Genomic DNA, 25,623 nt, shown 5'->3' on the forward strand with positions numbered 1-25,623 from the left:
CCTAGAAACAAGTAAACACCTCATTTTCATGATATTAAAGTTAATGTGACCTGGGTGGGACTCAAACCCACGACCTTCAGAACCGGAATCTGACGCTCTATTCACTAAGCTACCAAGCCTTAATTGCAGTGCAAAATTATAAAAAAATACGCTTCTTCCTAGTAAAAAACTTGTTTTTATACTAAGCAGACTGAATTTCACGGCTTTCAAAATGTTATTTTGACACCATATAGACTTAATCTTAGTCAAATAGAATGTATTTTAAACAAATATTCAAACAGATATAAATATTATTTCTATCTTTGCCGACAATTAAAGATACTAAAATATTATGAGTTACCTAATAAAACCAACAAATTACAGGCCTTTGCTTGACCTGAAGCAAACCGAACTGGGAATAAAGCAAATCAAAGAGTTTTTCCAACTGAATCTATCTTCGGAACTTCGTTTGCGCAGGGTTACAGCACCGCTTTTCGTGTTGAAAGGAATGGGGATTAATGATGATTTGAACGGAGTGGAAAGAGCTGTTTCATTCCCGATTAAAGATCTTCAGGACGCTCAGGCAGAAGTGGTACATTCATTAGCTAAATGGAAAAGAATGACGTTGGCTGATTATCACATTGAACCGGGATACGGAATATATACCGACATGAATGCTATCAGAGCCGACGAAGAACTTGGTAATATTCACTCTTTATACGTTGATCAGTGGGATTGGGAACGCGTAATTACCAAAGAAGACAGAAACATCGATTTTCTTAAAGAGATCGTGAACCGTATATACGCTGCTATGATCCGTACCGAATACATGGTTTATGAAATGTATCCGGTCATCAAGCCTTGCTTGCCCAAGGAGTTGTTCTTTATTCACTCGGAAGAACTCAGACAGTTGTATCCCGACATGGAAGCAAAAGACAGGGAAAATGCCATTACTAAACAATATGGCGCGGTATTTATTATCGGTATAGGCGGTCAATTGGGCGACGGTAAGAAACATGACGGCAGAGCTCCTGATTACGATGACTATTCCAGCAAAGGATTAAACGGTTATCCCGGACTGAATGGCGATTTACTACTGTGGAACGATGTATTGCAAAGAGCCATCGAATTATCGTCTATGGGGATTCGTGTCGACAAAGAGGCTTTAGTACGCCAGCTCAAGGAAGAAGGAGAAGAGAAAAGACTTGATCTTTACTTCCACAAACGATTGATGAATGACACACTTCCATTATCAATAGGAGGCGGTATCGGACAGTCTCGCCTTTGTATGTATTATTTGCGCAAAGCACACATCGGTGAAATTCAGGCTAGCATCTGGCCCGAAAGCATGCGCAAAGAGTGCGAAGCACTTAATATGCCGCTGATTTAAACAAGTAAATCATGCAAGTACAAATAGAAGAGAGCTGGAAAAATCGTCTGGCTCCTGAATTTGAAAAAGATTATTTTCGTGTACTCACTGACTTTGTGCGCAGTGAGTATACTCATTATACCATCTATCCTCCGGGGAAGCTGATTTTCAACGCTTTCAACCTCTGTCCGTTTGACAAGGTTAAAGTTGTCATCATCGGACAAGACCCTTACCACGGCCCCGGGCAAGCTCACGGACTCTGTTTTTCGGTCAATGACGGAATACAATTTCCGCCTTCTCTGATGAATATATTCAAAGAAATCAAAGCAGACATCGGACACGATGCCCCCACTAGCGGTAATCTGACCAGATGGGCAGAACAAGGAGTGCTGCTACTAAATGCCACGCTGACAGTCAGAGCACATCAGGCCGGATCACACCAGAAAAAAGGATGGGAGGAGTTTACAGATGCAGCCATAAAACTGCTTGCCGAAGAAAAAGAACATCTGGTTTTTATTTTATGGGGAGCATACGCACAAAAGAAGGGAGCTTTTATTGACCGCAACAAACATCTCGTTCTGGCTTCGGCTCACCCATCGCCCTTATCAGCTTACAACGGATTCTTTGGCAACAAACATTTCAGCAAAACCAATGCTTACTTAAAAGCAAACGGTAAAGAAGAAATCAACTGGTAGTTTCCATACCATAATAATAGCATAACTGCCCTGTCTTTTTGTTTAAAGGCAGGGCAGTTATGCTATACTCACCACTCAGAATATCTATAGCAACACATGGTTAATACCATTGAATATTGCTTTGCGTCTGGCTCCTCTGTTCCCATTTCAAATCCTGAAGCACGCTGGCATTGGCACGTATGGTAAAGTTATAGTATTTATAAACGCCAAACGGAGATAGGCTGGCAGACATGTTCCAACAGTGCAAGTCACGTGAAATGGTAAATGCCGTTTGCGTAATCTCTTTAGCTTCAAAATCATAACCGGAGTTAAAGCTCATGTTCCAACGATTAGAAATTTTAATGTTGCCGGACGCACTCAGGTTATGCGTATACCGATACGGATACCGCATACTTTTTTCATTAATAGGTTTAGAAGTATCCTCACGAATGTTAAACGAATAGTTGAAGTTCAAGTTCCAAGGCATTTTAAATACCTGATAACCATCAGCATCTACCTTCGCCTTTTCAACTTTCTTCTCAGTCTGCCCGTTACCATCCGTCATTTCATCCGTACCTTCTCCCGGCTTTTTCTCGTCTTTCTTGTCGTTAGCGCCTTTTTCGTCTTTAGGGCCGAACCACTTCTTCCACGTATCATTATTGAAACTATAGTTAAAAGAGGAGCCCCATCCCTGGAAGCGTCCGAAGCGCCCGTATGACCATTCCGTGCGATCACCCACTACCACTTTACCATTTTTATCGAACTCATACGCATACGTAGCAAAAGACGAATTCAAGTTCAGCGTGTAATTCTTAGAAAGCTTTAAGCGCAAACGCATGGAAAGATCACTCCACGGACGAGTTTCAGCAGCCATATTGTAAGAGATGCTGGCACCCAGTTCATCAATGATACTAATCTTACGTATCGAATCGTTCTTTGTTTTGTACTTGGCTTCAATGTTATTGGATAAATCAAAACTCACCGAACCCTGCTTTCCTCGTCCGGGAACACCAAAGGGTTGATTACTGTAAGGCGAATACGTCACCGTATCAAGTTCGTTATTTGAATTGCGGTACACATAAGACTTATAATATCCATAATGAGAAGAGCCAAAATCGGGAGCCGCACTTAAACTGATTTGCGGAGTGATAACGTGACGAATTTGAATCTCTTTCTTCTTGGCGAACAAAGGTTTATACATACCGTACAGTTTGGTACTCACGCCCAAGCTGGTATTGTAGTTGTACACCCGGTGAAAACCATGAATCGTATCCGTTAGCACCTCCTTACCGGCAGCAGAATCCCAGTCGCGCATCACCTTCTTAGTATACCATCTTTCCGTATAATTAAAAGAAGGAGTGACATTGAAATACTTGAAAAGAGTAAAGGTAGCACTAACGGGTATGGTGTGACTCATACCATTGTTCCAGTCGTTCACCAGATTTGATTTGAACAACTTATCATCTTTAGTCGTAATACTATTCGTTAATCGTCCGGTGTAACTCATTGAAATCTTCTCATACCAACGTTCGTCACCTACCGCTTTCTTACGTTTAAAAGGATAGATGCGGCTCAAAGCAATGTTTAAGTCGGGTAAGGTAATGGCTACAGAAGAATCGCGCAAGGTCTGTGCAATATTAAAAGTGCTTGAAATAGTCAGGTTCTGATCCGGGAAACTTCTTGAATAACTAACACTAGACGTTTTGGTGCCTTGCGACATCAACTGTGAATTATAAAGGTTATTGATATTTGTGCGTTCATAACTGCTGGTCGAGAAGTTCACGCTAGCAGAAAACGTGGAGTTAGGACTGGCCTTAGCGTCTTGACGATGCGACCAAACCACCTTAAAGTCTTTGGCTACCAAATAATCATCGAGCCCTTTATCGCCCGTTTTGGTTACCTGATAATCTGCCTGAAAGCTACCCGAATATTTATATCTTCTGTTGTAATTAGACTGAACTCCAAGCGCCCAAGAACCTTTGGTGAAAATATCGGCCGTCACTTTCATATCCATCTTATCACTGATGGCAAAATAATACCCCCCATCGGTCAGACCAAACCCACGGCTTGAGTCATCCATATAGGTAGGCATGATAAAACCCGACGAATAACTACTTGAAAACGGGAAGAAGAAGAAAGGTACCGCAATAGGAAGCGGAACATCTTCAACCACCAGGTAAGCCGGACCAGTTACCACATTCTTTTTCGGTTTTACTTTGGCACGAGTCAACTGCAAGTAAAAGTGAGGATGATCGTGGTGATCGCAGGTTGTATACTTACCACCTACCATAAAAAGTTCATCGTCGGCACCTTTTTTGGCATTATTACCAACCACATACCCTTCACCCTGTTGAGTGACGATATTACTGATAAGACCTTTTTTACTTTTGAAATTATATCTTATGGTCTTGGTTTCATAAGGAGTCTCTCCGTCTTTGAAAACCGGAGTTCCCTGCATATTTCCCAAAGAATCGGCCACACCATGAGCATACACCGTGCTGCTATCCATGTTCATGGAAATAACCTGAGCTCCGAGCTCTATCTTCTCATAGTTCACCTTGCCTTTGCCGTACAGATGCGCATAACCGCCTTGGGTAAAGACAATGGAATCATTGGCCTCATAAACAACGGGAGCATTCAACGGCTGTTTCTTTTTAGCCGGACCCTGCAAAACGGATGAATCTTTTTGCAACGTATCCTTTTTCAGAGAATCAGAAACGCTTCTGGGAGCAATGGGCCTCCTTCTACGCTGAGACATTGCACCGTCAGACAATGTCAACATGACACACAGTAGTATGAATGATATAATTGTATTTGCTTTCAATGGCGTCATTAACTAAATTGTTTACGCTTGGAGAGGCAAAAGTACGCATTCTCTGCCAATTATAAATGTGATTGCCTCTTTTTAATTATTTTTTTAGTTCCTACAAAAACAACTCACACCAACGATCAAAACGTACAAGTCCCTCAGTGCCATGCTTCAGCAAACTCTTACGCGCTCCTTCCACACTCTTTTCTTTGTCGAGCTTCGTCTTAGAAAAAAACTTGTCGGCAAAACAAATAACCTGTTCCTCCATACTAACCGGTAACATATCACGATGTGGAAGCGGAAGATTTTGTTTGATAATATCTTGCAAAGATAGTCCGGCTCCGGTATGTCGTTCGCAAACCAAAGCATGCTTGGGGTATCCGGCTTCACGAAGAAAATCGGCTCCCAGATAACCGTGGCAGATATAAGGATAATCACCGTGACAATGAATGCCCGGTGCATTCGTCAACCCTATTCCGATGTCGTGCAACATAGCAGCCTCGGCAATGAACTGAGTATTGAGTTGTAACTCAGGATGTTTCTCTGCTATATCAAGAGCCTTACGGGTTACCGACCGGCTGTGTACTAACAATATATTTTTCAGTTCATCCTCCAGAGGATAGAGCTTGTTTATCAAATCGATGGGACGTATCATTTCTCTGTTTTTATTGCAAAAATAAATATTATTGAATACATTTGCACAGATATAAATCAAAAATAACTATAAAGAAATGGATATTCAAGAATTCTTAAACCTTACTATCTTCGGCATAGCCATTAAGCAACCCGTTACTTTTTTAGTAAAAGCTTTATTAATTTACCTGGTTACACAAGGTGCGGTTTCACTTATTAAGTTTCTTTTCCGAAGATCGCAAAGAAAACACAACTCCACTTTTCTTGATAAAACGACGGCCAGCTTCCTGCAGCGCATAAGCGTTTATGCACTGTACATCATAGGAGGTGCCATTTTTCTTTCGTTAATTCCGGGAATGGAAAAAGTTGGAAACTCTATTTTGGCCGGTGCCGGTATCATGGCTATGGCTGTGGGTTTCGCTTCTCAAGAAGCTCTTTCAAACTTTATCAGCGGACTCTTCATTGTTTTCGGCAAACCTTTCAGGATTGGTGACATCATTAAACTGGACGACATTGTAACGGGAACCGTTGCCGAAATCACACTGCGGCACACCGTTATTAAAAGTTTGGAAAACCGTACCATTATCATACCCAACAGCAAGATTAATTCGAGTACGATTATTAACTCTACGCTTAGTGCGGAAGACATCTGTAGCTTTATCGAGGTGGGGGTTTCTTATGATACCGACTTAGACAAGGCCATGGGAATTATGCGTGAAGAAGTGATGAAGCACCCTTCGTTAAAAGACCACCGAAGTGATGAAGAAAAAAAGAAGAATGCTCCCGTGGTAACAGTCAGGGTGATCAATCTGGGTGATTCGGCCATCACACTCCGGGCGTGGGCTTGGGCAAACAACAGCGGAGAAGCCTTTGCCATGAAATGTGATCTGCTCAAATCCGTCAAAGAACGTTTTGACAGGGAGAACATTGAAATTCCATTCCCATACAGCAATTTGATCATAAAAAATCAGGTGAAAGGATAGATTTCATGCATTTTATGCAACCATTGCTACATAAAATGCATGAAAAAAAGTATCACCAAGTATCACCAACCCGGTAATAGCTTGATAATCAGACTTTTTCGTGTGACACTTGGCTAAAAAAAAGCCTCACCAAGTATCACCAAGTGTCACCAACTTTTTTCATAGTTATTATTTACAAGTACATCACTATTTAGCTTCTATATATAAGCTTTTTAATAAGCACGGTTAGATGATTTATTTTGCAGGTGAGTAAATTTCGTCTCCACCCGGATGTACACACTTTGTACACCCCCATGTAGGAGACCTGTACACCGGGGTGTACAAATGTCCTACACCCGGGTCTACAAAGAATTTGGCAACGAGAAAAAAAATAATTCAACCGTAGCACACCAAGCACATGCTTGTTGCTAATCTTCAGCCCTTTTCCTCACGCTTTCTCTTCTTCCATAACTGCCAGGAATTAATCACATTTTGCCACAGCACATAAGAGCCCGGGCCTACAGACGCCAACGGATTGAGGTACGTATGCGCCATCCAAATGGCAAGAATAGTATTCTTCTGCCCCAATGACTGTCCCCCGCTTATTCTGTCATGATACACACTTCCTATTGTTTTGCCTAAGAAAAATTGCAAGCAACAAGCCACTAAGGCACCAACGGCAATTAAAATCTCGGTTACACCATCAGCCGGATTATGAATCAACGAGTTGACTGTTTGGGCCGTAACAATGGCCAGAGAGAATGCCCACAGATAGAAAGCTAATTCGTGATAACTCATTAATTTCCGATGCACTTTAGGTAACACATGTTGCAAAGCCCAAGCCAGCAAGAACGGGAAGATAAGCAACGGAACCACTTTGCTTAGAATCAGGAAAAAAGATTCATAAAAATCAGCTCCCGCACGGGGTTCAATGACCGGAAAAATAAGTGGCACCGCAATAGCCGCACCGATATTGGCTAAAAGAGTATAAGTGGTTACGCTCGCTGCACTTCCTCCTAATTTAGAAGTAATCACTGCCGCAGCCGTTGCAGTGGGACAAATTATACAAACGATAATGCCCTCGGCCACCAACTTATTGAAACGATATAGTAATAAATATATTGCCAGAGCACCAAGAATCTGAATACCAAGTAACCAAAAATGAAGTGGACTAATCTTTAAATCCTTGGGTTGCACCTTACTAAAGGTCAGCAGCAACATAACAAAGATGAGCAACGGAGTAACAAATGAAAACAATATAAAAACCTGATAACCAATGGCTCCCACCAACATGGCAATGGGTAAGGTCCAGTCCTTAAAAAACTTAAGCATCGGGAAACATTTTAAAATTCAGTTGCAAAGTAAGACCTTAATAAGGAATAATACTATCTTTGCGGCGATTTTTTAATTTAAAACAGTTTAAAAATGAAAGAAAACAAGTTAACCGGGCGAACAGCCATCCGTTGGAAACAGTTCAACCACAAAACTTACTCTGTCTTCTGTAGCTTGAAGAAAGAAGTCAACATCGGTGTCTTAACAATTGCAACATTGGCTTTTGCCAACGTAAAAATTGCATCGGCACAGAATGACACAATCGGACAACTGAAGAACATGGAGCTGGAAGAGGTTGAGGTTACCGGCACCCGCGTTCCCCTAACCGAGATGCAATCGGCCAAAATGGTCACTGTACTCTCCCGTGATGAAATTCAAGCGGCAGCGGTACACAGTATCAACGATCTTTTAGAATATGCCGCAGGCGTTGATGTCCGCCAGCGAAGCGAATTCGGTATACAAACAGACATCTCAGTACGGGGAGGTACTTTTGACCAAACCACCATTCTTCTCAACGGGATCAACATCTGCGATCCTCAAACCGGACACAACACCGGAAATTTCCCGGTATCCATCCATGACATTGAACGAATAGAGATACTTCAAGGCCCAGCTGCCAGAGTATTCGGAACCTCAGCCTTTACGGGAGCAATCAACATTGTGACCAAGAAAGCTACTGAGAATCAAATCACCGCCCATTTAACAGGAGGCGGATACGGACTGCTGGGAACCGGTGCAGGGGTCAGCTACACTAACAAAAGGTTCGGGCATCAGCTTTCAACCAATTATAGCCGAAGTGACGGAGCTACCAAAAACAGTGATTTCAATACCCGGCGAGGGTTTTATGCGGGCTCATTCAACCACAAGGATGTAAATATGAAGTGGCAGCTTGGGCTAAGTGATCAGAAATTTGGAGCAAACACCTTTTATTCTGCCGCTTACGATAACCAATACGAAGAGACCCGCAAATACATTGCTTCCGTACAGGCACAAACCAAAGGAACAATTAAATTTACTCCGGCTTTCTACTGGAATCGTTCCCTCGATCATTTTCAACTGATCAGGAATACTCATACCGGAGAGAACTTTCACCAGACCGATGTTTTTGGTGCCAGTCTGAACGCTTCGTTCAATTCTTCATGGGGCAAAACCTCCTTGGGTGCCGAGATTCGTAACGAGGGAATATTGAGTACAAACTTAGGCAAGCCTCTTGACGAAGATCAGTACGTAAACATTCCCGGAGAGGACCAGCAATATACCCGGAAAGATAACAGAACCAATGTAGGATACTATTTGGAACACAACATCTTATTCTCTCGGGTTACCGTTTCCATGGGTGCCTTGGCGAATATGAATACGGCACTGGATCATAAGTTTCGCTTCTATCCGGGAATAGACATATCGTACAGGCCAACCGATAACATCAAATTGTTTGCCTCATGGAACATGGCGCTGCGAATGCCTACTTTTACGGATTTGTATTACAAGAGCCCAACCATACAGGGAAATGTAGGATTAAAACCCGAAAAGACTCAGGCTTTCAGTATCGGTGCCAACTACCGGACTGACTATTTCCAATCGTCATTAAGTTCTTTCTACAACAAAGGAAAAGACATGATTTATTGGGTGATGTACTCGGTCGACGACATTTACCATTCTGCCAATTTTGAACTGGATAACATGGGAGTGGAGCTTTCTTCGTCCATCGACTTCCGGCGACTGACTAACGGAAAGAGTTGGCTGCAAGATTTAAGCATTAATTATGCGTACATCTATCAGCACCGCAAAGACAATGAGGAAATCTATAAATCAAGTTACGGGCTGGAGTATTTACGACACAAACTGGTGGCACGCCTCAATCATCGTGTGTGGAATAAACTAACAGCCAACTGGGCGTTCCGGTGGCAAGACCGCACAGGCAGTTACATCAAATACAACGAGATGAATCAATCAACCAATCAGTTGGTTCCCTATGCTTCGTACTGCGTGCTCGACCTGAGGTTGTCGTGGAATGCACCCAAATATAAACTCTTTGCAGAAGCAAATAACCTGCTCAACCGGACTTACTATGATTTCGGCAACCTGCCTCAACCCGGAATATGGCTGAAAGCAGGCATCAGTTATCAAATCAATCTGTAATCATTAACAAATACCAAAGGCGAGGTGTTATCTCATCCATACGCCTCGCCTTTATTTATAGTCTATTAGTAACATATTCTTTGAAGATTAGCGCAAAAAGTCCAAAAGTTAAGGGTAAAAGGTCTAGTTTCGGCAAATTTCTACTACATTTGCAATTAATTACCCTATGAAGCAAGTATATAAATACATATTGTTATTTTGTATTGGCCTCTGGTTGCCATGGCTGCCCGACTGCTCCACTGCTTGGGCCAAAGATTTTGTTGTCGTTATTGATCCGGGGCATGGCGGACACGATCCGGGTGCCGTAGGTAGAATATCTAAGGAGAAGAACATCAACCTGAACGTGGCTCTTAAGTTAGGCAGACTCATCAAGAACAACAATGATGATGTCAAAGTGATTTTCACCCGAAGCACGGATGTTTTTATTCCGCTCGACCGACGGGCGGAAATTGCCAATGATGCCAAAGCCGATCTCTTTATCTCAATACATACTAATTCCGTAGCCGGCTCAAGAACAGCAAAGGGCGCATCGACATGGACGCTGGGTCTAGCCAAATCAGAAGCAAACCTGGCTGTTGCCAAACGAGAGAACTCCGTTATTCTGTATGAAAGCGATTACAAGACAAGGTATGCTGGTTTTAATCCTAACTCAGCCGAATCATATATCATTTTTGAGTTCATGCAAGACAAATACATGTCGCAAAGCGTGCACCTGGCTTCGTTAGTACAAAAAGAATTCCGCAATACCTGCAACCGCATTGACCGGGGTGTGCATCAAGCCGGTTTTTTGGTGCTCAAAGCAAGTGCCATGCCTAGCATTTTGGTTGAACTTGGCTTTATTTCTACCCCCGAAGAAGAAGCGTATCTCAACACGGAAGAAGGAACATCATCACTAGCCCAAGGCATATACAGAGCATTTCTCAGATACAAGCGAGAGCATGAGATTAGAATCAACGGCTCCAGCCGTACTGTGATTCCCAAAGATATAGAAGACGATACAACCAAAGCAATAACCGCAGCAGCAGATTCTTCTAAAAAAGACAGTTCATCGAGAGCTTCTCAAAATCAGGAAGTGAAGCAGGAACAGAAAGTGGAGAAAACCGTGGTTCCACTTGTGGAAACAAACGCTGCAACGAAAGAAGAAATTATATTCAAAATACAAATACTAACCTCCTCCAGCCCATTGAAAAGTACCGATAAACGTTTCAAAGGCTTGAAAGATGTAGAGTACTACCAAGAAGGAGGATTGTACAAATACACTTATGGCGCTTCTGCGGATTACAATAAAGTACTCAGAACAAAGCGCTCCATCTCGACCGACTTTAAAGATGCGTTCATTATAGCTTTCAAAGAAGGAAAGAAGATGGACGTAAACGCCGCTATCAGTGAATTTAAAAAGAACAGGAAATAATAAAAAGAAAAAATATGATTGCTAAATATATTACGAAGGAAGTTAAAATAGGCATAGCAAGTATTATCGCATTAGGAGTAGTTGTTTATGGCATTAATTATCTGAAAGGAATCAGAATGTTCAAACCAAGCAGTTACTTTTATTTTAAATACGAGGATGTGAATGCATTAGCTAAATCGAGTCCGGTATTTGCCGATGGCTTTCGCGTAGGTATTGTAAGTGACATATCATACGACTACAACCAGCGTGGCAACGTTGTGGTAGAAGTGGAACTCGACAAAGACATGAGAATTCCCAAAGGTAGTACCGGCGAACTGGTAACAGAGATGATGGGAGGAGTCAGAATGAACATATTACTGGCCAACAACCCTCGCGAAAGCTACTCCGTTGGCGACACCATTCCCGGAACACTTAACAACGGCATCATGGCCGGTGCGGCCGAACTGATGCCCCAAATAGAGAAAATGCTTCCCAAACTCGATTCTATTTTAATATCTTTAAATACGATTCTTAGTAATCCCGATATTCCAGCTACGCTGAAATCGGTCAGAAACAGCACGGCAAACCTGGAGGCTGCAAGCGGACAAATGAGAAAGCTCATGAATAAAGACATTCCTCAGCTAACAGGCAAGCTCAATACAATCAGTGATAACTTTGTTGTAATCAGCAGCAATTTAAAAGAGATTGATTACGCAGCCACGTTTAACAAGATTGATTCTACCATTCATAACGTGCAGCTAATCACTCAGAAGCTTAACAGCAAAGACAATAGTGTAGGACTACTACTGAATGACCCCGCTCTGTATAACAACCTAAACACTACCAGTGCCAATGCAGCAAGTCTTCTTGAGGACCTCAAAGCCAATCCGAAAAGGTATGTTCACTTCTCTATTTTTGGAAGAAAACAAAAATAAGATCTCGGTTTATATAGATTATATCTAAATAACAAGTTATGGTTTTACATACCCTTAAAAGTGGGCTAACTCGCTGTTACAAACCTATTGCGAGAGCTTATGTTATAAAACACAAGCGCGACACATAGGAGGTAAAACAACTGATTATCAAGGATTTAAATAAAATCAAGTATCTATATAAGAGAGCAGAATAGTGTCATTCTATAAGTGGCTGAAACAAAAGGATTTATTCTTTCATTGAAAAACGCAAGAAAAAAAGCATTTGTTTTTCTCGAATAAGATTCCCAAATTTGCAATTGTAGAAGTTTTACTTAATTAATAAATGTATTGATGTCGTTATGATTGAAACAAATCATGTCGGCTTATGGAACCGCTGTCTTCAAGTTATTAGAGACAATGTTCCCGAGACGACGTTTAACACCTGGTTTGTCCCTATTGTCCCCCTGAAATACGAGGACAATACATTGACTGTACAAGTTCCGAGTCAGTTCTTTTATGAATTCATAGAAGATAAGTTCGTGGATTTGCTTCGTGCTACTTTATATAAGGTTATTGGAGATGGTACAAAGCTGATGTACAACGTCATGGTTGACAAGAGTTCAAAGACTACTGTTAACCTTGAAGCGAGTAATCGTTCTACCGCCATCCCCAATAAAAGCACGATAAGAAGCGGAGGCAACAAAGCTCCGAACATTCTCAAGGCACCGGCTGTGCAGGATCTTGATCCTCAATTGAACCCGGATTATAATTTCGATAACTTTATTGAAGGGTACAGCAACAAACTATCGAGAAGCGTAGCCGAAGCCGTGGCTCAAAGTCCGGCTAAAACAGTATTCAACCCTCTTTTTATCCACGGAGCCTCCGGAGTAGGAAAAACTCACTTGGCCAATGCAATCGGAACAAAGATAAAAGAGATTTATCCCGAGAAAAGAGTGTTATATGTATCTGCACACTTGTTTCAGGTACAATATACGGACTCGGTTCGTAATAACACGACAAACGATTTCATCAATTTCTATCAAACCATTGATGTATTGATCATTGATGATATTCAAGAGTTTGCAGGAGTAACCAAAACCCAAAATACTTTTTTCCACATCTTCAATCACTTACATCAGAACGGTAAGCAGCTGATATTGACTTCAGACCGCGCTCCTGTTCTATTACAAGGCGTTGAAGAGCGATTGCTTACCCGTTTTAAGTGGGGTATGGTAGCCGAGCTCGAAAAGCCGACTGTGGAGTTAAGAAAGAATATTCTTAGAAATAAGATTCATAGAGACGGATTGGAGTTTCCACCGGAAGTGATTGAGTATATTGCCGAGAACGTAAACGAGAGCGTTCGAGACCTGGAAGGCATTGTGATATCAATCATGGCACACTCAACGATTTATAACAAAGACATTGATTTGGAATTGGCTCAACGAATCGTTAAGAAGGTTGTTAAGTACGAGACCAAAGCCATAACGATTGATGACATCATCGGTACAACGTGCAAGCATTACGAAATTGAACCTGCGGCAATTTATACTAAATCAAGAAAAAGAGAAGTTGTACAGGTCAGACAAGTGGCCATGTTCCTGGCTAAGAAGCACACTGATTATTCTTCATCCAGAATAGGACAGCTCATTGGCAACAAAGACCATGCAACCGTACTTCATGCTTGTAAAATAGTGAAAGAACTTTGTGAAGTAGATAAAAGCTTCCACTCTGATTTGGAAGCAATAGAAAATACCTTGAAGAAAAGAAACTAAGAAAAATACTTATTAAGTAAATGCCGGTATAAAATCATGTTTTATACCGGCATTTATATTATATGCTAGTCAAGAAAACCTTGAGCACGCAATGCATTGAGCAAATTCACTGAGGTTGCTTCATTGTCTTTCTTGGTGTACCTCACATCCGTAAACACTTGAGCCAATGTTTCTTTCTTATTCTCTTGAATAAACTTCATATTTTGAGGCAAAGACTCTTTATACGCATACAACTGATCCAGCTCATCGGGCGTATAATCATGATAGTGCTCTTGATGAATAAGCCCCTGAAAAGGCAACCGATCTACCTGGTCAGGTATCTCAGCCGGGTAGCCAAGCGTAATGGTCGTAACCGGAAATACCAGTCGCGGCAACTGAAGAGCATCAATGATAGGCTGAGGATTGTACGTCGTGGTGCCCAGGTAACAAATACCCAAACCTTTGTCTTCGGCCAGCGTGCAAAAAGTTTGCGCAACCAGCAAGGTATCTACAGCAGCATTCATGAACGACTGAAAATTTTCGTATCCGGGTTCTGCGTTTCTTTGAACGCACCATTGGCTGAAACGTCTGAAATCAGCGCAAAAGGTTAACACTACCGGAGCCTGCTTCACCATCGGCTGATTATAATGCGCAGGAGAGAGTTTCTCTTTCATTTCAACATCCCGGGTAACAATAACGCTGTAAACCTGCATATTGCCAACCGTAGAGGCCCGAAAAGAAGTCTCAAGCAAATCATTTAACAATTCATCAGCCACATCGGTCGTCTGATACTTGCGAATGGTTCGTCTATTCTTTATTGATTCCATTGTTTTAGTTTTCAGCAAATATATACCAATTTCACTTCACAAACGAACATCAAATGATTAAAAATACCAAAAAAGAAAAACTATTCATCTGTTTGAAACAAGTAAATTATATATTTTGGATAACTTTAAAGGATACATAAAAACATAAAACACTGATAATCAACTATTTAAATATTCAATTTGGAAAACTTTATTTTTAATATTAAAAACCTATCTATAAATTTGGGAATAACAAAAAACATTCCTAGATTTGCAAATACATTTGTTAACGATAAGTATTACTTCTACACCTTACTTATTATTTTTAATCATCTAAGAAAATAGCAACGTGAAAAAACAAATTTATTCTTATGAAGAAGCCTTCAAAGAATCTTTACGATACTTCCAAGGCGACGAACTTGCTGCAAGGGTTTGGGTAAACAAATACGCAGTAAAAGACTCTTTCGGAAACATTTACGAGAAGTCGCCGGAAGACATGCATTGGAGAATCGCTAACGAGATAGCCAGGGTTGAAGCAAAATATAAAAACGGTCTGAAAGCAGAAGAACTTTTCACTTTGCTTGATCAATTCAAATACATTGTTCCTCAGGGTAGTCCGATGACGGGCATAGGCAATAATTATCAGGTTGCCTCTCTTTCCAACTGCTTTGTAATAGGTATTGACGGGGCAGCCGACTCATACGGTGCCATCATCAAGATTGACGAAGAACAGGTTCAACTGATGAAAAGACGCGGTGGTGTGGGACATGACCTTTCACACATCCGTCCTAAAGGTTCACCGGTAAAAAACTCTGCACTCACATCGACCGGCATCGTGCCTTTCATGGAAAGATATTCGAACTCTACCCGTGAAGTAGCGCAAGACGGACGACGAGGAGCCTTGATGCTTAGTGTTTCCATTAAGCACCCCGACTCGGAGTCGTTTATCGATGCTAAAATGACAGAAGGTAAAGTTACCGGGGCCAATGTGTCGGTGAAACTGGACGATGCGTTTATGACTGCCGCTACAGAAGGCAAAACATACGTTCAGCAATACCCCATCAACTCGGCCAACCCCACTACCGTCAAAGAGATTGATGCCTCGGCATTGTGGAAAAAGATTGTTCACAATGCATGGAGATCAGCAGAACCCGGTGTACTTTTCTGGGATACCATTATCAAAGAGTCAGTGCCTGACTGCTATGCCGACCTGGGTTATCAAACCGTGTCGACCAATCCTTGCGGGGAAATTCCGCTTTGCCCGTATGACTCATGTCGTCTGCTGGCCATCAACCTTTACTCATACGTTGTGAACCCATTCAAAGCCGATGCTTATTTCGACTTCGAATTGTTTAAGAAACACGTAGAGCTGGCGCAGCGCATCATGGACGATATTATTGATCTGGAACTTGAAAAGATAGAACAGATCATCAAGAAGATAGAAGATGATCCTGAAGGCGAGGAAGTAAAACGTGCCGAGCACGTGCTTTGGGAGAAGATATACAAGAAGAGCGGACAAGGAAGACGTACCGGTGTGGGTATCACAGCCGAGGGCGATATGCTGGCCGCATTGAACTTGCGTTACGGAACCGAAGAAGCAACCGAGTTCTCCGAAGAAGTACATAAAATAGTAGCTTTGCATGCCTACCGTTCATCGGTACAAATGGCCAAAGAGCGCGGAGCATTTGAAATATACAGTACGGAGCGTGAGGCCAACAATCCATTCATCAACCGTTTGCGTGAAGCCGATCCGGCACTTTACGAAGACATGAAGAAGTACGGTCGCCGTAACATTGCCTGTTTGACTATTGCTCCCACCGGAACAACCAGTTTGATGACACAAACCACATCGGGCATTGAACCGGTATTCTTACCTGTTTACAAACGCAGAAGGAAGGTGAACCCCAACGATACGCAAGTACGAGTGGACTTTGTGGACGAAACGGGCGATGCATTCGAAGAATATATTGTATTCCACCACAAGTTTGTTACTTGGATGGAAGCCAACGGATACGACCCGGCAAAGAGATACACTCAGGCAGAGATTGATGAACTGGTTGCCAAATCACCTTATTATAAAGCGACATCGAATGATGTGGACTGGTTGATGAAGGTGAAGATGCAGGGACGCATTCAAAAATGGGTTGACCACTCAATCAGCGTAACCATTAACCTGCCTAATGATGTAGACGAAGACTTGGTTAATCGTCTTTATGTAGAGGCATGGAAATCGGGTTGCAAGGGATGTACCGTTTACAGAGACGGTTCACGCTCGGGAGTGCTCATTGCTGCTACGCCCGAGAAGGACAAGAAAGAGGAACTGCCTCCTTGCAAACCGCCTACGGTAGTGGAAGTACGCCCCACTGTTCTGGAAGCCGATGTGGTGAAGTTCCAGAACAACAAAGAAAAGTGGGTAGCCTTTGTGGGCTTGCTCGATGGCAGACCTTACGAAATATTCACCGGTTTACAAGATGACGACGAAGGTATCCTTCTTCCCAAGAGTGTGACTAGCGGACGAATTATCAAGAGTGTAGACGAGCATGGCAACAAGCGTTATGACTTCCAATTTGAGAACAAACGCGGATACAAAACCACCATCGAAGGCTTGTCCGAGAAGTTCAACAAAGAATACTGGAACTACGCCAAACTGATCTCGGGAGTGCTCCGCTGGAGAATGCCTATTGAACAGGTCATCAAGTTGGTTGGCTCTTTACAGCTCGACAGTGAGAACATCAACACCTGGAAAAATGGTGTGGAACGTGCACTGAAGAAATATATTCAAGACGGTACCGAAGCTCACGGAAAGAAATGTCCCAACTGCGGTAATGAAACGCTCATCTATCAGGAAGGTTGCTTAATATGTACCAGTTGCGGTGCATCCAGATGCGGCTAGAATGGAAAAAAGATAAGAAAGAAAAGGAATCTCTAGTCGGGTTCCTTTTCTTTTTTCTCATGCAGCACAAACGTTTGCGGACTATTTTGAACGAGTTCAGCAAGGACAGATTTCTAATATCTACAGAATATTTCTATCATTGCACTATCATGAATGGATCAAATTAAATCTAATATATATGATAGTATCATTTAACATCGAATATCGCACCAACTGGGGTGAGGATGTCAGAGTTCTGGGTTCAACAACAGAGCTGGGGAACAATGACCATAAGCAAGCTATTCCCCTCCGTACTACGGACGGTACGCATTGGGGCGCCGAAGTGGAGTTATCATATCCTGAAGCAGGAATTGCAAACTATATATACCTCATTTACAAAGAGAACCAAGTTGTCAGAGAAGAGTGGCACGGCATTCAACGCTGTTTGCTTTTGCCTCAAACGGCTGATGCCGCGAAGAAAATAACAGTATATGACAGCTGGAAGAATCTGCCGGAGGAACAATATTTCTACAGCTCGGCCTTTACCGAATCGTTGCTGGCACACCGCAAACGCGGAGCACTGCCCAAAAGTCACAAAAAAGGATTGATGATAAAGGCTTATGCACCCCGTATCAGTGAGGATTATTGCCTGGCTATCTCGGGCAACCAAACCATTTTGGGCAACTGGGAAGCCGATAAAGCCTTGCCCATGAGCGATGCTTGTTTCCCTGAATGGGTGACCGAAGTAGATGCCTCCAAACTAACATTCCCACTGGAATATAAATTTGTTCTCTATAACAAAAAGGAGAAAAAAGCAGAAGCTTGGGAGAATAACCCGAACCGCTACCTAGCCGACCCGGGCATCAAAGCCAATGAAACACGGGTACTGTCTGACCGATACGTGTACTTCGACACGCCAGCTTGGAAGGGTGCCGGTGTGGCTGTGCCTGTCTTTTCACTGAAATCGGAAAAGAGTTTCGGTGTGGGCGACTTCGGCGATCTGAAGTTACTGATTGACTGGGCGGTTGAGACGCACCAAAAGGTGGTGCAGGTTTTGCCGGTGAATGACACCACCATGACGCATAGCTGGACGGATTCTTACCCGTACAGCAGCATTTCCATTTACGCATTTCACCCCATGTATGCCGACCTTAGCCGGATGGGCAAGCTCAAAAAAGCAGCTGACGCCAAACGTTTCAACGAGAAACAAGCCGAGTTGAACAGTTTGTCTGTTATCGATTACGAGGCGGTAAACCAAGTGAAGTGGGAATATTTCCGCCTGATCTTTCAGCAAGAAGGAGAAAAGGTATTGGCATCCGAGGCGTTCAAGGAGTTCTTCGAGGCCAATCAGGAATGGCTGCGGCCGTACGCGGCATTCAGCTACCTCAGAGACGCTTACAAAACACCCGACTTCCGGTTATGGCCCAAGTACAACACGTATAAGTCTAAGGAAATTGAGCAGATGTGCCGGCCGGGAACAGCCGACTATCCGCACATCTCCATCTATTATTTCATTCAGTTTCATTTGCACCTCCAACTCTTGGAGGCAACCAACTACGCACGCGCCAACGGCGTGGTGCTAAAAGGTGATATTCCCATCGGCATCAGCCGCAACAGTGTGGAAGCATGGACAGAGCCGCACTACTTCAACCTGAACGGACAAGCCGGTGCCCCACCCGATGACTTCTCGGTAAACGGGCAGAACTGGGGCTTACCCACTTACAACTGGGAAGTGATGGAACAGGATGATTACAGCTGGTGGATGAAACGTTTCCGGAAAATGTCGGAATACTTCGACGCTTACCGCATAGATCACATTCTGGGTTTCTTCCGTATCTGGGAGATTCCGATGCACGCCGTGCACGGATTGCTGGGACAGTTCGTCCCTTCCCTGCCCATGTCGCGCGAGGAAATTGAGAGCTACGGCCTGCCTTTCCGCGAAGAGTTCTATCTCACCCCTTACATTCACGAGTACTTTTTGCAGCAAGTGTTTGGCGAGCAAACAGATTATGTGAAGCAACACTTCATTGAGCCAACCAACACGTGGGAGGTCTACCGCATGCGCGAAGCGTTTGACACGCAGCGAAAGGTGGAAACGTTCTTTGCCGGAAAAACGGATGCCGACAGCATTCGGGTACGCGACGGTCTGTACTCGCTTATTAGCGACGTACTTTTTGTGCCCGATCACAAAGAACCGCATAAATACCATCCGCGCATCGGCGTGCAGCACGACTTCATTTACCGGGCGCTGAACGATGGTGAGAAAGAGGCGTTCAACCGTTTGTATGATCAGTATTACTACCATCGCCACAATGAGTTTTGGCATCAGCAAGCCATGAAGAAGTTGCCACAGTTAACACAGTCGACCCGCATGCTGGTGTGCGGAGAAGATTTGGGTATGATACCCGATTGTGTAGCTTGGGTGATGAACGATTTGCGCATTCTGAGTCTGGAAATTCAGCGCATGCCCAAGAATCCGGCAGAAGAGTTCGGCAACCTGCACCATTATCCGTACCGCTCGGTTTGCACCATCTCCACCCACGACATGTCCACCCTTCGTGGTTGGTGGGAAGAAGACCGCCAGCAAACACAACGGTACTACAATAACATGCTGGGGCATTACGGAGAAGCACCGCAGACGGCCACGCCTGAAGTTTGCGAAGAGGTGGTTCGCAACCACCTGTACAGTCAGTCCATATTCTGCATCCTATCGTTGCAAGACTGGTTGTCGATGGATGGAAACTGGCGCCGGACTGTGGCCGACGAAGAGCGCATCAACATACCCGCTAACCCCCGTCATTACTGGCGTTACCGCATGCACCTCACACTGGAGCAGCTGCTGGGAGCCGAAAGCTTGAACAAGAAAATAACCCATCTCATAGAGCAATCGGCCCGCAACCTTTACTGGTAAGTCGCATCTTCAGCATAAGAATGCAAATATAGAGAGAGCAAAACAGCAAATTATCTCTATATTTGCATTTCTTATTTAAGTCCGTTTGTCATGAAAACAACATCAACCATCTTTCTACAGAACTTGGTTTTCTACGCTTACCACGGTGTAGCGCCTCAGGAAACCGCAGTGGGCAATACCTTCATCATCAACCTGAGTCTGAAAGGCGACTTCGGGCAAGCCATGCAAAGCGATTGCGTGGACGACACGGTAAGCTATGCCGATGTGTTTCTGGCGGTGAAAGAAGAGATGAGCATCCCGTCGAAACTATTGGAGCATGTTTGCGGACGCATTGTGCAAAGGCTTTTCCGTGACTTTCCACTTATTGAGGAAATCAATCTGAAGCTGGCAAAAACCAATCCGCCCATGGGGGCCGATATTGATGCCGCCGGCGTAGAGGTTCACTGCATCAGGTAAATGGCCCACATCGGCGGGGCAATAGTAAGGGGCTTCACCGCAATGCTCTCAAACCCGCTTTTCTTTTTATCATACAAGGAAGCATTTCTTGTCAAGTGCAGTTTTATGCATTATTAACCATTGCAGGGAATGCCGGAAGCACCGCCTGTGTTTTCGGGAACAACCACTGCCTTTTTGGAATGGCTGGCGGACTTTTCTGAATAGTTGGCCAACTTTTTAAAATCCCCGCCCAACTTTTTAGAAAACATAAAGAGGAATTTAAAAAAGTCCTTGATGTTTTTTGAAAAGATAACGAGCTTTTTCTCCAAAGCCACGAGCAATTGGGCCAATTGCCACGAGCAATGGAGGTAATTGCCACGAGCAATGGGGTGAATTGCCACGAGCAATGGAGGTAATTGCCACGAGCAATGGGGTGAATTGCTGGTGACAATTTACAAAAATAAAAGAAACAAAGAGCCGGAACAACGGGTTTTGGGGAAGAATTGCTAACCACTGAAACGAAAAAAGGAGAAGCGCCGGCTTCTCCTTTTACGTGCATTATAAATTGAATACACTTTAACTTTACGTTTACAAATATACAACATTACAAACACAAAGTCAAGCTTTTACTCCAAAAAAATCATTCCTCAACGCCATAAAAAAGCTGTTTACTTCACACGCTTCAATCTCACTGTGTGTATGAGTCTGTGTGACATGCCAAAGTAGTCGGTGCGGTGATGAAATGTTCTGCAAACAACCGGCATTTGTCAGCATACCGACAGACAAATAACCGTGAAGCGTTTTACTTTAACGTCTTCTTTTTCTTGCTTACAGCCTCAACAATTTCGGTAACCACCGTCTGGTTCTCAAAGCGTTTGGCGTAACCTGTATAATCCGGACGGGTACGTTCGTATTCGGCATCGAGGAACAGCGGACTAGATATGATATGATCTGCCGTTGAACGATTGCAGCAAAACACAATGTTCTCCACACCCGCCAGTCGGGTCAACGCTTTTACGTCCGTGTCATGCGGCTGAAGCGTCATGGGATCGGTAAAGAAGAAAAGATAATCAATCTCGCCGTCAACAATGCGCGAACCCATTTGCTGGTCGCCCCCAAGCGGACCCGATTTCAGAATGGTAAAGTCCCACTCCACCTCCGGATGCTTTTCTTTCAGCGCAGCAAGTATAAGAGTTCCTGTAGTTCCCGTACAGTAAAATTTATGTCCCACGAGCAATTCGGAGTTCCATACCGCCCATTCAATAAGATCCTTCTTCATGGCATCGTGAGCCACCAAGCCGATTTTTCTGATTAGTTTTTCCATAATAATTTGTCTGTTTACTGATAAATGTTTCGTTGCCTATGTTTATATTATAATTTCAAGGAAGAAAAGCTCTTTCGTCCCTTTGCATAGAACTGCACCAAGATACTGCTTTTTATTTGTTCGGGAATGGAATGAAGAATTGTTTTTTTCATATTTTCATCCCGTGAGGCTTTAAAATCTTTCCTGATAGCAGCATATTCACGTCTTGCCGCCAACACAGCACGAGCGTTGGGCAGCTGTCCCTTCAACACAAAAGCAAGTGCCGCCACATAATCGAGCACCATCCTAGCACGCATCACCGGCACCAGTTGATCGGCCGGCAAGTTCTTGTACAGCATGATGAGGTTGTTGCGGAAGTTGAGAAACGTTTTGCGCGGATTTTCCTTTTTCAACGTAGCTCCCCCCACATGAAAGACCGTGCTTTGCGGCACACAAACAATGCCGCGACCGCGGGCACGCAAGCGCCAGCACAAGTCAATTTCCTCCATGTGCGCAAAGAAACGTCCGTCGAGTCCGCCTGCATCGCGGTAATCTTTCAGGCGAATAAAAAGTGCTGCACCCGTAGCCCAGAAAACAGGTATCGGTGCATCATATTGTCCGTCGTCTTTTTCCACCGATGAGAAAATGCGTCCGCGGCAAAACGGATAGCCATAAGCATCTAAGAATCCGCCGGAAGCACCGGCATATTCAAAGTAGGCTTTGTCTCGCCAACTGCGTATTTTGGGCTGACAAGCAGCCACTTCGGGGTGCACATCCATGTAGGCGGCCAGCGGTTGCAACCAGCGAGGCTCCACCGCCACGTCAGAGTTGAGCAGCACCACGTACTCGGCTTCCACCTGTTGCAGGGCGAAATTGTACCCATCGGCAAAGCCATAATTTTTTTCCAGACGGATGATGCGCACAGACGGGAAAGCCGTTTCCAGCAAAGCAACCGAGTCGTCGGTCGACGCATTATCGGCCACACAAATTTCCACACCGCCATCGGCTGCGGAGTGCTCAATGACCGAAGGCAGGAAGGTGCGGAGCATTTCACTTCCGTTCCAGTTCAGAATGACAACTGCTATTTTATTCATGCGTTTATTTTAAGGGTTGTTTGTGTTTCCAGCGTTTGTGCGACCAAAACCAGTAGGCCGGTTCGCGTAAAATGGTTTGTTCAACGTGGCGTACAAACATTTCGGTTATTTCACCTTCGGCGGTTTGTTTGGGGTGTTCGGTCATTAACACGAACGTGGCCTCGCAGTATCCGCGTTTTTCTTTCTGCAACTCACAATAAAAAACCGGGTAGTTCATCATGCGGGCAATGCGCTCACCGCCATCCATGAACGAGGTCTCTTGGTTGAGAAAGGTAGTCCAGAAGTGCAAACTCTGGAGGTTGGGCGATTGATCGGCCACCAGTCCCAAGGCAAGTTTCTTGCCTGCATGCCTGGCTCTGATGACTTCGCGTGCCGTATCGTGTTTGGGCACATTATACCCTCCGAAGCGGGAACGTATGTTCTGAAAGAGCTTGTCTACATACGGGTTGCGGAGTGTTTTGTAAACCTGCATGGGTATGTCTTCGGGGTTCATGTACATTCCCATGCCGATTGTCCACTCGAAATTGGCGTAGTGCGGCATCATCACCACAATGCCGCCGTACTTGTCGATCATTTCAAGGTATTGCTCCGTATTATGGAACTTCATGCGTTGGTGTAGCTCGTCGACGGGCATCTTGAGCATCTTCAAGCTTTCGAGCATGTAGTCGCAGATGTAGTGGTAGAACTTGCGTTCAATAGCCAGCAGCTCCTTTTCCGTCTTCTCGGGGAAGGAGTTCTTCAGGTTACGCCACACCACCCTACGCCTGTAACGTGCCAGCTTATACATGAGCACATAGAGCACATCCGACAGCACATAAAGGGCTTTCATGGGCAATGAGGCCAGTAGCCACATGCCCAGGTAAATAAAAAAATAGACTAATCTAGACATTCCAATTATTTATTTACTATGGTGGCTTGCAAAGCCGTACCATCTTCATTAAAATCACCCAGACGTACCTGCACTACTTCGTTATCTTTCGCCTCAGTGTCTTGCAGCTCTATGCGAATGTAGTTCGTGGTAAAACCGTGCATCGGACTTCCGGCTTTGGGTTTCTCGAGCAGCACGGGCCATTCCTGACCGATAAAGCGCGCATAGAATTCCCGGGTCTTTTCGTCCGACAGTTCAAGCAACAGCTGACTGCGCTTGTGTTTTTCTTCGCTCGTAACCACGTGGTCAATTTTCAATGCCTGCGTTCCGGGGCGTTCCGAGTAACTGAACACGTGCAGTTGCGACACATCCAGCGATTTGATGAAGGCATACGCCTGCTCAAAACACGCATCGGTCTCCCCTCTTGTGCCCACAATCACGTCGACTCCAATGAATGCATGCGGCATCAACTCTTTTATTTTCTTCACCTTTGAGGCAAACAATGCCGTATCGTATTTACGGTGCATCAGTTTCAATACTTCGTCACTTCCCGATTGCAGGGGAATGTGGAAATGCGGCATAAACCTTTTCGACCGCGACACGAACTCAATGATCTCATCCGTCAGCAAGTTGGGCTCGATGGAAGAGATGCGGTAGCGTTCAATGCCCTCCACTTCATCCAATGCCTTCACCAGCTCAAAGAAATTTTCTCCGGTTGTTTTTCCGAAATCACCTATGTTTACGCCCGTAAGCACAATCTCTTTTCCACCTTCGGCAGCCGCCTGAGCCGCTTGTTTCACTAACGACTCAATGGTTCCGTTACGACTTCGTCCGCGAGCAAACGGTATGGTGCAGTATGTGCAATAGTAATCGCATCCGTCTTGCACCTTAAGGAAATAACGCGTACGGTCGCCCCGCGAACAAGAAGGAGCAAACGAACGGATATCTTTCAGCACGGAAGTGTGTGCCTCACCCGACTCGTTTTTCTTCAAATCGCCCAGATATTGCATAATATCTGCCTTTTGTTCGGCACCCAATACCAAGTCAACTCCCTCAATCTTTGCCACGTTATCGGGCTTCAGCTGGGCGTAACAACCCGTAACTACCACGAAAGCACCCGGGTTTTCTTTCACCAACTTATGAATAACCTGCCGGCACTTCTTGTCGGCCATCTCCGTAACCGAACAAGTATTCACTACACAAATATCAGCCTTTTCACCTTTTCGCGCAGTACGTACGCCTGCTTCACGAAGTATTTTACCTATTGTAGATGTCTCTGAGAAGTTCAATTTGCAGCCTAAAGTATAATAAACTGCCTTTTTATCCTGAAATACAGTTGTATCAATCATACATTAATAAACAAAAAATATGGCGCAAAGGTA

General features: G+C 44.0%; 19 protein-coding genes and 1 tRNA gene. 10 read left to right on the forward strand and 10 right to left on the reverse strand.

The annotated features are described in order from the left end of the window. Positions 1–46 precede the first annotated feature (46 nt). Positions 47–119, reverse strand: a tRNA-Arg gene (locus C511_RS0106655). 212 nt (positions 120–331) lie between these two features. On the opposite strand from C511_RS0106655, the gene asnA reads away from it, so the two are divergent. Together asnA and C511_RS0106665 are read left to right on the forward strand one after the other, a co-directional pair. Continuing rightward, positions 332–1,369 (forward strand): aspartate--ammonia ligase, encoded by a 1,038-nt coding sequence (gene asnA / locus C511_RS0106660; RefSeq protein WP_024996596.1) that lies wholly within the window; start codon positions 332–334, stop codon positions 1,367–1,369. Positions 1,370–1,380: 11 nt separating this feature from the next. Further along, a complete protein-coding gene (locus tag C511_RS0106665) occupies positions 1,381–2,043 on the forward strand; it encodes a uracil-DNA glycosylase (RefSeq protein ID WP_024996597.1) in 663 nt (220 codons plus the stop codon). 100 nt (positions 2,044–2,143) lie between these two features. Here C511_RS0106665 and C511_RS0106670 read toward each other — a convergent pair whose 3' ends face one another. Both C511_RS0106670 and C511_RS0106675 read right to left on the reverse strand, forming a co-directional pair. Next, positions 2,144–4,855 carry a putative LPS assembly protein LptD gene (locus C511_RS0106670; RefSeq protein ID WP_024996598.1) on the reverse strand — a complete coding sequence of 904 codons (2,712 nt, stop codon included), beginning with the start codon at positions 4,853–4,855 and terminating at the stop codon, positions 2,144–2,146. 91 nt (positions 4,856–4,946) lie between these two features. Further along, a complete protein-coding gene (locus C511_RS0106675) occupies positions 4,947–5,483 on the reverse strand; it encodes an HDIG domain-containing metalloprotein (protein WP_024996599.1) in 537 nt (178 codons plus the stop codon). Between the two features lie 79 nt (positions 5,484–5,562). Between C511_RS0106675 and C511_RS0106680 the strand changes: the two genes are divergently transcribed. Beyond that, entirely contained in the window at positions 5,563–6,447 is an 885-nt protein-coding gene (locus C511_RS0106680) for a mechanosensitive ion channel family protein (RefSeq protein ID WP_051260471.1), read from the forward strand. A gap of 414 nt (positions 6,448–6,861) precedes the next feature. Here C511_RS0106680 and C511_RS0106685 read toward each other — a convergent pair whose 3' ends face one another. Further along, the gene (locus C511_RS0106685) at positions 6,862–7,758 is read right to left on the reverse strand and encodes a bile acid:sodium symporter family protein (protein ID WP_024996601.1); all 897 of its coding nucleotides are present in this window, start codon (positions 7,756–7,758) and stop codon (positions 6,862–6,864) included. Positions 7,759–7,851: 93 nt separating this feature from the next. Between C511_RS0106685 and C511_RS0106690 the strand changes: the two genes are divergently transcribed. The 4 genes from C511_RS0106690 (at position 7,852) to dnaA (ending at position 13,973) form a co-directional block, all read left to right on the forward strand. Continuing rightward, positions 7,852–9,897, forward strand: a complete 2,046-nt coding sequence (locus tag C511_RS0106690) for a TonB-dependent receptor plug domain-containing protein (RefSeq protein WP_024996602.1) — start codon at positions 7,852–7,854, stop codon at positions 9,895–9,897. A 166-nt stretch (positions 9,898–10,063) separates the two neighbouring features. Further along, the gene (locus C511_RS0106695) at positions 10,064–11,308 is read left to right on the forward strand and encodes an N-acetylmuramoyl-L-alanine amidase family protein (protein WP_024996603.1); all 1,245 of its coding nucleotides are present in this window, start codon (positions 10,064–10,066) and stop codon (positions 11,306–11,308) included. A gap of 14 nt (positions 11,309–11,322) precedes the next feature. After that, the gene (locus tag C511_RS0106700; protein WP_034781827.1) at positions 11,323–12,222 is read left to right on the forward strand and encodes an MlaD family protein; all 900 of its coding nucleotides are present in this window, start codon (positions 11,323–11,325) and stop codon (positions 12,220–12,222) included. A 338-nt stretch (positions 12,223–12,560) separates the two neighbouring features. Beyond that, a complete protein-coding gene (gene dnaA / locus C511_RS0106705; protein WP_024996605.1) occupies positions 12,561–13,973 on the forward strand; it encodes a chromosomal replication initiator protein DnaA in 1,413 nt (470 codons plus the stop codon). Positions 13,974–14,038: 65 nt separating this feature from the next. Here the strand turns inward: dnaA and C511_RS0106710 are convergent, their stop codons facing one another. Further along, positions 14,039–14,779: an NADPH-dependent oxidoreductase gene (locus tag C511_RS0106710; protein WP_024996606.1), complete on the reverse strand. Its 741-nt coding sequence runs from the start codon at positions 14,777–14,779 to the stop codon at positions 14,039–14,041. 328 nt (positions 14,780–15,107) lie between these two features. Between C511_RS0106710 and C511_RS0106715 the strand changes: the two genes are divergently transcribed. The 3 genes from C511_RS0106715 to folB all read left to right on the forward strand — a co-directional run bounded on the left by C511_RS0106715 (position 15,108) and on the right by folB (position 20,997). Further along, on the forward strand, positions 15,108–17,651 hold the full coding sequence (locus tag C511_RS0106715; RefSeq protein WP_024996607.1) for an adenosylcobalamin-dependent ribonucleoside-diphosphate reductase: 2,544 nt from the start codon (positions 15,108–15,110) through the stop codon (positions 17,649–17,651). A 178-nt stretch (positions 17,652–17,829) separates the two neighbouring features. Then, positions 17,830–20,541, forward strand: a complete 2,712-nt coding sequence (locus tag C511_RS0106720) for a 4-alpha-glucanotransferase (RefSeq protein WP_027317965.1) — start codon at positions 17,830–17,832, stop codon at positions 20,539–20,541. A gap of 90 nt (positions 20,542–20,631) precedes the next feature. Continuing rightward, entirely contained in the window at positions 20,632–20,997 is a 366-nt protein-coding gene (gene folB / locus C511_RS0106725; RefSeq protein WP_024996608.1) for a dihydroneopterin aldolase, read from the forward strand. A gap of 113 nt (positions 20,998–21,110) precedes the next feature. On the opposite strand, the gene C511_RS18415 is transcribed toward folB, so the two are convergent. The 5 genes from C511_RS18415 to mtaB form a co-directional block, all read right to left on the reverse strand. Beyond that, positions 21,111–21,245, reverse strand: coding sequence for a hypothetical protein (locus C511_RS18415; RefSeq protein WP_262482326.1), 135 nt, complete (start codon positions 21,243–21,245; stop codon positions 21,111–21,113). A gap of 533 nt (positions 21,246–21,778) precedes the next feature. Further along, positions 21,779–22,300, reverse strand: coding sequence for a methylglyoxal synthase (locus tag C511_RS0106735; RefSeq protein WP_024996610.1), 522 nt, complete (start codon positions 22,298–22,300; stop codon positions 21,779–21,781). A gap of 47 nt (positions 22,301–22,347) precedes the next feature. Then, entirely contained in the window at positions 22,348–23,373 is a 1,026-nt protein-coding gene (locus C511_RS0106740) for a glycosyltransferase family 2 protein (RefSeq protein ID WP_024996611.1), read from the reverse strand. Positions 23,374–23,377: 4 nt separating this feature from the next. Beyond that, positions 23,378–24,262, reverse strand: coding sequence for a lysophospholipid acyltransferase family protein (locus C511_RS0106745; RefSeq protein ID WP_034781830.1), 885 nt, complete (start codon positions 24,260–24,262; stop codon positions 23,378–23,380). A 5-nt stretch (positions 24,263–24,267) separates the two neighbouring features. Continuing rightward, positions 24,268–25,590: a tRNA (N(6)-L-threonylcarbamoyladenosine(37)-C(2))-methylthiotransferase MtaB gene (gene mtaB, locus C511_RS0106750; protein WP_024996613.1), complete on the reverse strand. Its 1,323-nt coding sequence runs from the start codon at positions 25,588–25,590 to the stop codon at positions 24,268–24,270. Between the last annotated feature and the right edge of the window lie 33 nt (positions 25,591–25,623).

The sequence above is a fragment of the Bacteroides graminisolvens DSM 19988 = JCM 15093 genome, assembly GCF_000428125.1.
Taxonomy (GTDB): Bacteria; Bacteroidota; Bacteroidia; order Bacteroidales; family Bacteroidaceae; genus Bacteroides; species Bacteroides graminisolvens.

Bases quoted from the DNA above. Each gene is read 5' to 3' on its own strand.
- asnA (WP_024996596.1), top strand. From the start codon at position 332: ATGAGTTACCTAATAAAACCAACAAATTACAGGCCTTTGCTTGACCTG.
- C511_RS0106665 (WP_024996597.1), top strand. From the start codon at position 1,381: ATGCAAGTACAAATAGAAGAGAGCTGGAAAAATCGTCTGGCTCCTGAA.
- C511_RS0106670 (WP_024996598.1), bottom strand. From the start codon at position 4,855: ATGACGCCATTGAAAGCAAATACAATTATATCATTCATACTACTGTGT.
- C511_RS0106680 (WP_051260471.1), top strand. From the start codon at position 5,563: ATGGATATTCAAGAATTCTTAAACCTTACTATCTTCGGCATAGCCATT.
- C511_RS0106685 (WP_024996601.1), bottom strand. From the start codon at position 7,758: ATGCTTAAGTTTTTTAAGGACTGGACCTTACCCATTGCCATGTTGGTG.
- C511_RS0106690 (WP_024996602.1), top strand. From the start codon at position 7,852: ATGAAAGAAAACAAGTTAACCGGGCGAACAGCCATCCGTTGGAAACAG.
- C511_RS0106695 (WP_024996603.1), top strand. From the start codon at position 10,064: ATGAAGCAAGTATATAAATACATATTGTTATTTTGTATTGGCCTCTGG.
- C511_RS0106700 (WP_034781827.1), top strand. From the start codon at position 11,323: ATGATTGCTAAATATATTACGAAGGAAGTTAAAATAGGCATAGCAAGT.
- dnaA (WP_024996605.1), top strand. From the start codon at position 12,561: ATGATTGAAACAAATCATGTCGGCTTATGGAACCGCTGTCTTCAAGTT.
- C511_RS0106710 (WP_024996606.1), bottom strand. From the start codon at position 14,779: ATGGAATCAATAAAGAATAGACGAACCATTCGCAAGTATCAGACGACC.
- C511_RS0106720 (WP_027317965.1), top strand. From the start codon at position 17,830: ATGATAGTATCATTTAACATCGAATATCGCACCAACTGGGGTGAGGAT.
- folB (WP_024996608.1), top strand. From the start codon at position 20,632: ATGAAAACAACATCAACCATCTTTCTACAGAACTTGGTTTTCTACGCT.
- C511_RS18415 (WP_262482326.1), bottom strand. From the start codon at position 21,245: ATGTTTTCTAAAAAGTTGGGCGGGGATTTTAAAAAGTTGGCCAACTAT.
- C511_RS0106735 (WP_024996610.1), bottom strand. From the start codon at position 22,300: ATGGAAAAACTAATCAGAAAAATCGGCTTGGTGGCTCACGATGCCATG.
- C511_RS0106740 (WP_024996611.1), bottom strand. From the start codon at position 23,373: ATGAATAAAATAGCAGTTGTCATTCTGAACTGGAACGGAAGTGAAATG.
- C511_RS0106745 (WP_034781830.1), bottom strand. From the start codon at position 24,262: ATGTCTAGATTAGTCTATTTTTTTATTTACCTGGGCATGTGGCTACTG.
- mtaB (WP_024996613.1), bottom strand. From the start codon at position 25,590: ATGATTGATACAACTGTATTTCAGGATAAAAAGGCAGTTTATTATACT.